The sequence below is a fragment of the uncultured Campylobacter sp. genome, assembly GCF_937890585.1.
Lineage (GTDB): Bacteria > Campylobacterota > Campylobacteria > Campylobacterales > Campylobacteraceae > Campylobacter_A.
This window is the reverse complement of the sequence record NZ_CALACG010000247.1, coordinates 1-8,769: the sequence shown is the minus strand read 5'-3', so window position 1 is coordinate 8,769 and position 8,769 is coordinate 1. Positions and strand designations below refer to the sequence as shown.

General features: G+C 40.3%; 9 protein-coding genes. 1 reads left to right on the top strand and 8 read right to left on the bottom strand.

What is annotated here, in order from left to right; translation table 11 throughout:
* Positions 1–55 precede the first annotated feature (55 nt).
* The 7 genes from Q0296_RS07390 to Q0296_RS07360 all read right to left on the bottom strand — a co-directional run bounded on the left by Q0296_RS07390 (position 56) and on the right by Q0296_RS07360 (position 7,385).
* Entirely contained in the window at positions 56–811 is a 756-nt protein-coding gene (locus tag Q0296_RS07390) for a flagellin (RefSeq protein WP_298038751.1), read from the bottom strand.
* 136 nt (positions 812–947) lie between these two features.
* The gene (gene hisD, locus Q0296_RS07385; RefSeq protein ID WP_298038748.1) at positions 948–2,240 is read right to left on the bottom strand and encodes a histidinol dehydrogenase; all 1,293 of its coding nucleotides are present in this window, start codon (positions 2,238–2,240) and stop codon (positions 948–950) included.
* The gene (locus tag Q0296_RS07380; RefSeq protein ID WP_298038744.1) at positions 2,237–3,088 is read right to left on the bottom strand and encodes a pyridoxal-phosphate dependent enzyme; all 852 of its coding nucleotides are present in this window, start codon (positions 3,086–3,088) and stop codon (positions 2,237–2,239) included. The genes hisD and Q0296_RS07380 overlap by 4 nt, the downstream gene beginning before the upstream one ends.
* Positions 3,081–4,172, bottom strand: coding sequence for an OmpA family protein (locus tag Q0296_RS07375; RefSeq protein ID WP_298038741.1), 1,092 nt, complete (start codon positions 4,170–4,172; stop codon positions 3,081–3,083). The genes Q0296_RS07380 and Q0296_RS07375 overlap by 8 nt, the downstream gene beginning before the upstream one ends.
* The gene (locus Q0296_RS07370) at positions 4,169–5,482 is read right to left on the bottom strand and encodes a MotA/TolQ/ExbB proton channel family protein (protein WP_298038738.1); all 1,314 of its coding nucleotides are present in this window, start codon (positions 5,480–5,482) and stop codon (positions 4,169–4,171) included. The genes Q0296_RS07375 and Q0296_RS07370 overlap by 4 nt, the downstream gene beginning before the upstream one ends.
* A 4-nt stretch (positions 5,483–5,486) precedes the next feature.
* Entirely contained in the window at positions 5,487–6,551 is a 1,065-nt protein-coding gene (gene fbaA, locus Q0296_RS07365; RefSeq protein ID WP_298038731.1) for a class II fructose-bisphosphate aldolase, read from the bottom strand.
* A gap of 15 nt (positions 6,552–6,566) precedes the next feature.
* Positions 6,567–7,385 carry a peptidylprolyl isomerase gene (locus Q0296_RS07360; RefSeq protein WP_298038729.1) on the bottom strand — a complete coding sequence of 273 codons (819 nt, stop codon included), beginning with the start codon at positions 7,383–7,385 and terminating at the stop codon, positions 6,567–6,569.
* A 93-nt stretch (positions 7,386–7,478) separates the two neighbouring features.
* Here Q0296_RS07360 and nth point away from each other — a divergent pair, with 93 nt between their 5' ends.
* Positions 7,479–8,111 (top strand): endonuclease III, encoded by a 633-nt coding sequence (gene nth / locus Q0296_RS07355; protein WP_298038726.1) that lies wholly within the window; start codon positions 7,479–7,481, stop codon positions 8,109–8,111.
* Between the two features lie 36 nt (positions 8,112–8,147).
* On the opposite strand, the gene Q0296_RS07350 is transcribed toward nth, so the two are convergent.
* Positions 8,148–8,498, bottom strand: a complete 351-nt coding sequence (locus Q0296_RS07350) for a hypothetical protein (RefSeq protein WP_258030392.1) — start codon at positions 8,496–8,498, stop codon at positions 8,148–8,150.
* Between the last annotated feature and the right edge of the window lie 271 nt (positions 8,499–8,769).

Sequence of the window (8,769 nt, the reverse complement as noted above, 5' to 3'; positions counted from 1 at the left end):
AGTTAAAAAAATAGAAACAAAAAAAAAGTTTTACCGGCCAAAGACCGGTAAAAATTTATTCGCCTAGAAGCTTATCTAGTTTTGCAGCCAAGCTCGTAGTATCATGAACTTTAGCTAAAGAGGCAGCATGTAATTTTAAATTTGCTTGTAAATTTTCTTCCAAACTCTTTGCTATATCGCTACTATCAAGGCTCTCTACACTATTAGCATTTGCTACGCTTCTAGCAGCTAGAGCATTCATGCCCTTAAATACAGCATTTTGTGTCGAGCCGATCTCTGAGCGAAGCGAATTTATGTTTTTCAAAATATCGCCAGAATTTGAGCCATCTTCTTTAACATTTAAAAGAGCATTTGTGCTTAAATTTATATTTTTTGTGCCCTCGCCTGTGAAAAAGCCAAGCTCGGCGTCAAAAACGTTTTTACCGTTAAATTTAGCCTCTTTTACGCTGTCACTCATCGCATTTTTTAGCGCATTTATCTCGCCTTTTATGCCCTTTTGCTCGTTAGCTGAAAGAGCTGGGTTTGAAAGCTTGCTTGATAACTCACCGATCTTATCCGCACTCTCGCTTAAATTTAAAAGCGTTGAGTCGGCGATCTGAAGCATGCCGATCATATCATTTGCATTTGCCATGCCCTCATTTATGACATTTGTTTGCGAAAGTAAGCTCTCTGCGATTTGCAAATTTGCACCTGATGCTTTGATCTCGCTATTTGCAGAGATGGCGTTTAGCGCCTTTTTCTCGCTATTTTTAGCTTGATCTAAATAATAGTTTCCTGAAGCCTGGTTTGCAGTATAAGTTCCTAACTTCATATCAACTCCTTTTTTAGTAGTTTCGTGATTGATTTTACTATAAATTTCATAAAAAGTTGCAAAAATATTTCTTAAAGCAAAAAATATTATAAAAAGAATTTAGAAAAAGCCATTTTTCCTAAATTCTTTGCCCTTTTTAGTCTTCTAATCTCACAGCAATTGATCTTTTATGAGCTGTTAGTCCTTCGGCTTCGGCTAGCTGCATGCATGGTTTGCCAAGGTGCATAATGCCTTTTCTGCTAACTGAGATGATAGAGCTTCGCTTCATGAAATTTTCAACTCCAAGCGGCGAGTAAAATCTCGCACTTCCGCCAGTTGGCAAGGTGTGATTTGGTCCTGCGATGTAGTCGCCCATCGCTTCAGGTGTGAAGTGTCCAAAAAATATCGCTCCAGCGTGTTTTACCTCGTCCATATAGCTCAAAGCGTCGTTTGTAGCGATCTCTAGGTGCTCCACAGCAAGCTCGTTCATCAGTTTAAAGCACTCTTGCAAGTCTTTTGCGACGATGATAGCAGCTTTGTTTCTCATGCTAGCACTAGCGATTGGCTCGCGTTTTAGTGTTTTTAGCTCGTCCTCTATATGTCTTTGCACTGCCCTTGCGAAGGCCTCCACTGGCGTTATCAAAAAGGCACTCGCAATCTCATCGTGCTCGGCTTGTGAGAGTAGATCGATCGCTATGTGGCGAGGGTCCGCACTATCATCAGCGATCACGCCTATCTCGCTTGGGCCTGCGATCATATCGATATTTACGTCTCCATAGACTAGCTTTTTAGCAGTCGCTACGTAGATGTTGCCAGGTCCTGTAATGACGTCTACTTTTGGCACGGTTGCTGTGCCGTATGCCATCGCTGCGATCGCACTTGAGCCGCCTATTTTAAAGGCTGTTTTGATGCCACATAGATGCATCGCAGCAAGAAGTAGAGGATTTACCTTGCCGCCTGGCGCTGGGGTGCAAACTACGATCTCTTTTACGCCAGCAACGATTGCTGGGATAGCATTCATGAGAAGCGAGCTAGGGTATGCGGCCTTGCCGCCTGGGATATAAAGGCCAGCGCGATCAACTGGGGTGTATTTTGCGCCAAGTAAGATGTCGTGCTCGTCCTTATAGGTCCAGTCGCTTGGTTTTGTGCGCTCGTGATAGCTTTTTATCCTGTCGTGGGCTAAATTTAGAGCCACTCTTAGAGCGTTATCTAGCGAGTTGTAGGCCGCTTCCATCTCTTTTACGTCGATTATTATGTCGTTTTTGCTTGTGACATTAAATTTATCAAATTTGCTTATTTGTGCAAAAAGCGCGCTATCGCCATCTTTTTTTATCTCGTCTATGATGCCTGTAACCACTGGCATCACGGCACTCATATCATTGTCACTTCGCCTAACAAGCTGTGAAAATTTACTCTCAAAGTCAGCGTCGCTGCTGTGTAAAAATTTCATTTATGATCCTTTATTTTTAGTTTTCTCTCATATCTTTGCTTTTGTGTAATGTTACCTAAAATTCCGCCCTGGTGAATATATAAAATTTCACTCCCAAGCTTGTCTAAATTTGCAAAAAGCGTGATAAAGCCCACTGGGTCGTAGATAAGCTCAAATTCTACGCCACTTTTGCACACTTCAAGCCAAATTTCATAAAGCTCAGGGTATAAATTTCCAAAATGATACTTCTTTGGGGGATTTAAAATTTGCACTTTGCTGTTTTTGTCTAGCTCGTAAATTTGCTTTTTTAGATAGTCGCTATCCCCTACGCAAGGAGCAGTAAATACTCTAAGATCGGTGTGCTTTGCTAGGTAGCATACGCTTGTGCCAGTGCCTGAAGGCAAGAAAATATCAGGCCTTATGCCACTTTTTTTGCTCCACTCATTGATCTCATTTGCTTGCGTGATAAAACCAAGCTCAACCTCGCTCTGCGCCACACCTTCATTTATAAAGAGTGCATTTTTGCTATTTGCTAGCTCTTTAGCAAATTTCTCGCGCTCCTCTTTCACAAAAATTTCCATGCCATTTTCAAGTGCAAATTTGAAATTTCCAACTGGATTTTGCTCTAAATTTGAGCTTAGATGAGAGATGACGTAGTAAAATTTAAGCCCTTTTAGCTTGGCAAAAAGACTTAGGCTATACATGGCATTTGACTGGCTTGAGCCATGAGATACGATGGCTTTGATGCCGCTAAGATCGGCCTTTAGAAAATACTCTAGCTTTCTTGCTTTGTTGCCGTTAAACTCGCCTAGCAGATCATCTCTTAAAAGCCAAAATTCTCGCCCTCTTAAGCGAATTTTATCAATCACCCTTAAACTCCAAAAATTTCTCTATCTCGTTGATAGCCTCTTTGTTTGAGAGTGAAAATTTGATCTCTATACGCCTTGAAGCGTCCTTATCCTCGGCTCCGTCTTTAAAAACTAGCTCGTTGTAGCTTCTGCCACTTGCAACAAGCAGCTTTCTAAGGCGTGCATCATCGCTAAATGAGTTTATAAACTCCATCACCGCGTAGGCTCTTTTTTGTGAGAGCTCTAGGTTGTAAATGTAGCTTCCGTCGCTATCCGTAAAGCCCTCGATCACGATCTGATCGATGTTTGAGGCGATCTCTTTATCATTTAAAAGCACGTCAAAATACTTACTAAGTGTCGCCTTTAGCTCCTCTTTGACCTCTTCTTTTAAGACTGCACTGCCCTTGTCAAAAAGCACTGAGGAGCTAAGCTTTAGTGCGCCTGAGTTTGGGTCGATCTCGATGCTCGATCCTAGCCTATCTTTTAAGGCTGAGATCACTTTTACCCTTATGCCAGTTAGGTTTTTGACCCTGTCACGAGTGACGTTTAGATCCCTTAAAAGCTCGTCATATCTAGCCTCTTTTTTGCTCACTTGCTCGAGTAAAAAGGCGATCTTGGCTAAATTTTTCTCGCCGCTTGCATTTGCGTCGCTAAGCGCTCTATCTTTTGATGAAATTTCATCATTTAGCACGATCATCTTTTGGTTTAGATCAAAAATGCTGGCATTTAGCTCTTTTATGCTCGTATTTGCATCCTTGTTTTCCTCTATGAGCTGGGCTAGTTTTTCTTTTAGGGCGTCTATTTGGATGACAAAAATTTCATTTGATTTTTTTAAATTTATGTTTTCGTCGCTTATCTTTGAAAGCTCACTTTTTAGGGCGTCATTTAGCTCTTCAAGGGTAAAATTTCTGCCCTGGGCGTCTTTTAAATTTGCTAGTGCTGCGATGATGGCTTGCTCTTTATTTTCAAGAGTGTTTTGAGTTAGGACGTATTTTACGACGACAGCGCCGATTAGCAGCATAAAAACAAAGAGCAGACCCGCCATCAAGTCTGCGTACGAAACCCAAAAGCTCGATTGATCCTCGTTATTTTTGTTTATTTTCATTGCACTAGATTTTCGATTTTTTCTATTACAGAATTTGCTTCTTTGTCGATCTCGTCTATATTCTTCTTAAGCTCAGCAATGAGGCTCTCGCGCTCTTTTTCACGCTCCAAGCTCCTGCCTTCTTGCTCGTAGGCTGCCTTAAATATCGTCGCACTCTCCACGAGCGAGGCTCTAAATTCTTTTAACGCCTCATTTTGCTCTTTCATCAAAGAGAGAGAAAATTCTTTTAAAATGGTATCAAAGCTCTTTATAGTCTGCTCAAATTTAAGCTGGCTCTCTTTTGTAGCGTTTAAATTTCTGCTAAAAATCTCGCCAAGCTTTGCATGCTCGGTTAAAAGCTTAACCTCCATATCTTTAAAGGCGTTAGAAAACGCGCCAACTGCCTTTAGTATATCGGAGTGGATTTTTACAAACTCATCTTGTTTTAGCCCAGATTCATTTAGCATTTTTAAATTTGCACTAAGCTCTGCCTTGCTTTGACTGATGATATTTTTTTCAACCTCACAAAGCTCTTTTAGGCTCTTAAATTTCTCATTTGTCTGCTCGCTTAACTCTTTTATAAATTTATCATCAAGCACCATTTTAAAGGCATCGTGACTATCTTTAAAGTAGCCTACACTTGCTTTCATAAAATTTGCATTTAGCTCATTTTCTTGCCAGAAAAACTCACGGCTTAGCTCTTTTTGCTCGCTATAAAATCTCTCAAATTTACTAATGCCGATCTTTTCAAAAAACATCCACCAAAGCGCTAAAAATATGCCATATATCGATACATAAAATGCCGTAGCTACGCCGTTTAGCAGTATAGCGATCTCTTTTTCAAGTCCGTTTGCAGTGCTTGAGCTAAAGCTTGGCATGGAGATAGCGATGCTGATAAATGTGCCCAAAATTCCAAGCATAGGAAAGACTGCTTGGCCGATGTTTGCTAGGTTGTCATTTCTAAAATTTCTTGTATAGCTCTCGAAAAAGTCTTCAAATTTGGCGTTTGCCTTTTTAACGCTTGAGATTTCAAAGAGATGAGCGATGATAAATTCTTTTAGCCTTATCTTGTAGTCTTTGGCATTTGCTAAGAAATTTGAGTAGGCTACCAAGGCGCTGTGGCGTGAAAATACAAAAGCGACAAAGAGTATAACGCCCATCATCACGATGGTGTGAAGCTTCATCTGAAAATTTATAATGCCAAGATACGCTAGTATTGCCAAGACATAGATGGCTAAAGGGATAAAGATAACTTTAAAAAAGACAAAGAAAGAGTGAGCTTGGCGCTCCTTTGGCACGCTTAGCTCACTAAAATCATTTTGATTTTGCATAGGATTAGTTCCTATTTAGGCAGTTTAAGTCGCTAAAAGCAGTCTGAAGACGCTTAACCATGCTCTCCTCGCCACTTCTTAGCCATTTCCTTGGGTCGTAGTATTTTTTATTTGGCTTATCCTCACCCTCTGGGTTGCCGATCTGACCTTGCAAGTATGCTCTATTTTTAGCCTCATACTCGCGCACGCCATCCCAGAAAGCCCACTGGGTATCGGTGTCAATATTCATCTTGATAACGCCGTAACTCACAGCATTTTTGATATCTTTTAGCTCACTGCCGCTACCGCCATGAAATACAAAATTTACAGGCTTGTCGCTTTTTGTATTAAATTTCTTTGCCACATAGGCTTGTGAGTTTTTAAGAATTTCTGGTCTTAGCACGACATTGCCAGGTTTATAAACACCATGAACGTTGCCAAAACTAGCTGCGATACTAAATTTATTGCTTATCTTGCTTAGTCTTTCATAAGCAAGCGCGACGTCCTCTGGCTGGGTGTAGAGAAGCGCGTTATCAACGCTTGTGTTATCTACGCCATCTTCTTCGCCACCAGTGACGCCAAGCTCGATCTCAAGGCTGATACCAAGCTCACTAAGCTCTTTTAGATATTTCTCGCATGTGCTTAAATTCTCTTCCAAGCTCTCTTCGCTAAGATCTAGCATATGAGAGCTAAAAAGTGGCACGCCGTGGGCTTTTTTGTGCTCGCGGCTAGCAAGTATGAGCTCATCTATCCAAGGCAAAAGCTTTCTAGCAGCGTGGTCTGTGTGTAAAATGACTGGCACACCGTAAGCCTTGGCAAGTAGATGAACGTGCTTTGCTCCAGCGATCGCTCCAAGGACTGCAGCGTTTTCGCAGGCTTTACCAGCGTAAAAACCTGCACCGCCATTACTAAACTGAACGATAACAGGCGAGTTAGCAACCTTTGCTGCTTCTAAAACGGCATTAACAGAGTCACTTCCCACGACATTTACAGCAGGTATCGCAAAACCTTGCTCTTTGGCGTAAGCATAAAGTTTTGTTACATCATCTCCGCTTAAAACTCCAGCATTTACAATATCTAAAACGCCCATTTTATCCTCCAAATTTTATTTGTATTCTATCTTTGCATTTTGGCGTAGAGCTTCGCTTTTTTGCTTAACAGCAGCTTGGAATTTCTCCATTTTTACAGCTTGCTCGATGTCACCTTTAGCTTGTTCAAAGCTCACAGTGCCAGCCGCTTTGCCATCTTCTTTTAAGATAACGTGGTAGCCAAACTGAGTTTTAACTGGCTTTGTTGAAACTGTGCCATTTGCCATTGAAAATGCTGCGTCTGCAAAAGGTTTTACCATTTGGCTTTGACCAAACCAGCCAAGCTCGCCGCCGTGTGCTGCTGAACCTTTGTCGATTGATTTTTGGCTTGCTAGCTCTGCAAATTTCTTAGTTAGCGCCTCACCTTTTAAATTTTTAAGCTGAGCGATGATGTCGTTTGCTGTTTTTTCATCTTCAACTAGGATATGTCTAGCTTTTGCCTGAGCTGGCTGAGTCATGCTAGATTTGTTTTTGTTATAAAAATCTCTTAAATCGCTATCGCTTACTTTTATACCGTCAAATAGTTTTCTCATATAAAGCTCAACTGCGATGCCCTCTTGTGCAGCCTTTACAGCCTTGATGTAGTCAACATCTTTTTCAATGCCTGTTGCTTTTGCGTCTTTTAAAAGAAGTTTTCTGTTGATAAGGTCGTCGATAATGCGTTTTTTCTCATTTGGCTGAAGCTTACTAGCGTCAAATCCTGGCATAGCTGCTGATAAAAGCGCTGAAATATCGCTGTCGTTTATAGCGTCACCATCTACTGTTGCAACTACTGCTGCATTCAAACTGATAGCTGTCGCTAAACTCAAAACTGCTGGAAATAAAAATTTTTTCATACAAATCCTTTAAAAAATTGATTTTCAGGCACGATTATAGCAAATAATGCGCTAACTTTTCATTTAATATGTAATTTTAGGTAAAATAGCCAAATGAGAACAAAAAAAGATATTTTAGAGATAAAAACACGCCTTTTGGCCGAATTTAAGGACGCAAAAAGCGAGCTTCAGTTTAGAAATTTATATGAACTTCTTGTCTGCGTCATGCTCTCAGCTCAGTGCACCGACAAAAGGGTAAATTTGATCACACCTGCCCTATTTGAGGCATATAAAGACGTTTTTGAGCTAGCTAGCGCAAATTTAGCCAGTCTAAAACTGATGATAAACTCATGCAGTTTTTTTAACAACAAGGCCGTAAATTTAATCAAGATGGCAAACAGCGTGGTTGAGCTTTATGACGGAGAAATTCCACTTGATGAAGAGAAGCTAAAAGCGCTTGCTGGAGTTGGGCAAAAGACCGCTCACGTCGTGCTTTTGGAGGCCACAAATGCAAATGTAATGGCTGTTGATACGCATGTTTTTAGAGTATCACATAGACTTGGTTTAAGCAGCGCAAAGACGCCAGAAGCGACAGAAGGGGATCTAAGCCTTGCCTTTAAAACTGAGCTTGGCAAGCTTCATCAAGCGATGGTGCTTTTTGGACGCTATACCTGCAAGGCTAAAAAGCCGCTTTGTTTTGAGTGTATCTTAAGTGATCTTTGTAAGAGCAAAGATAAAGTGATATAGATAAAATTTGCTAGAAATTTCTAGCAAATTTTGTTTTTATGAGTTATATTTTTTAACGATACCGCGAACGACTTTTTCTATAAAAAGCGCAGAGGCAACTTCGCAGTGTTCTCTTGTAGAGTGAGGTGAGTAGATATTTGGTCCTATTGAACATGCACTAAGACCCGCTTTTTTCTCCAAAAGCACTCCACACTCAAGTCCAGCATGCACGGCTGTTATCCTAGCTTCTGGCTTATAAATTTTTAGCTCTTCTAAGATATCGTTTGCAAATTTATCATTAACTGGCTTCCAAGCTGGGTTTCTATCTTTTGAAATAACATGAAAGCCAACTGCTTTTGCAAGCTCTGAAATTTCAAATTCCATCCTATTTAGCCCATCTTTACTCATAGATCTTGCAAAAAACTCTCCAAGTTTATATATAAGAAATGTAAAAAGAATACACAGTAAAGAAGTGATATAAAATATGATAGTGACATTAAATTTGTTAAATTTAGGCTACTAGAACTATCATTTATAGATATTTTGGTAGCTAAGTAAGATAAGTGGAGCAAAACCCTATATAAATAGGTAGGATGAAATTTATATGTCGGCCTTTTTGGCTACAAGCTTTATAAAATGTCTAAATTTCAAGCCAAAAATACTAAATTTTGGCTCTCTT

Excerpts from the sequence above, each read along its gene's own strand:
- Q0296_RS07390 (WP_298038751.1), bottom strand. The coding sequence starts at position 811 with ATGAAGTTAGGAACTTATACTGCAAACCAGGCTTCAGGAAACTATTAT.
- hisD (WP_298038748.1), bottom strand. The coding sequence starts at position 2,240 with ATGAAATTTTTACACAGCAGCGACGCTGACTTTGAGAGTAAATTTTCA.
- Q0296_RS07375 (WP_298038741.1), bottom strand. The coding sequence starts at position 4,172 with ATGAAAATAAACAAAAATAACGAGGATCAATCGAGCTTTTGGGTTTCG.
- Q0296_RS07370 (WP_298038738.1), bottom strand. The coding sequence starts at position 5,482 with ATGCAAAATCAAAATGATTTTAGTGAGCTAAGCGTGCCAAAGGAGCGC.
- fbaA (WP_298038731.1), bottom strand. The coding sequence starts at position 6,551 with ATGGGCGTTTTAGATATTGTAAATGCTGGAGTTTTAAGCGGAGATGAT.
- Q0296_RS07360 (WP_298038729.1), bottom strand. The coding sequence starts at position 7,385 with ATGAAAAAATTTTTATTTCCAGCAGTTTTGAGTTTAGCGACAGCTATC.
- nth (WP_298038726.1), top strand. The coding sequence starts at position 7,479 with ATGAGAACAAAAAAAGATATTTTAGAGATAAAAACACGCCTTTTGGCC.
- Q0296_RS07350 (WP_258030392.1), bottom strand. The coding sequence starts at position 8,498 with ATGAGTAAAGATGGGCTAAATAGGATGGAATTTGAAATTTCAGAGCTT.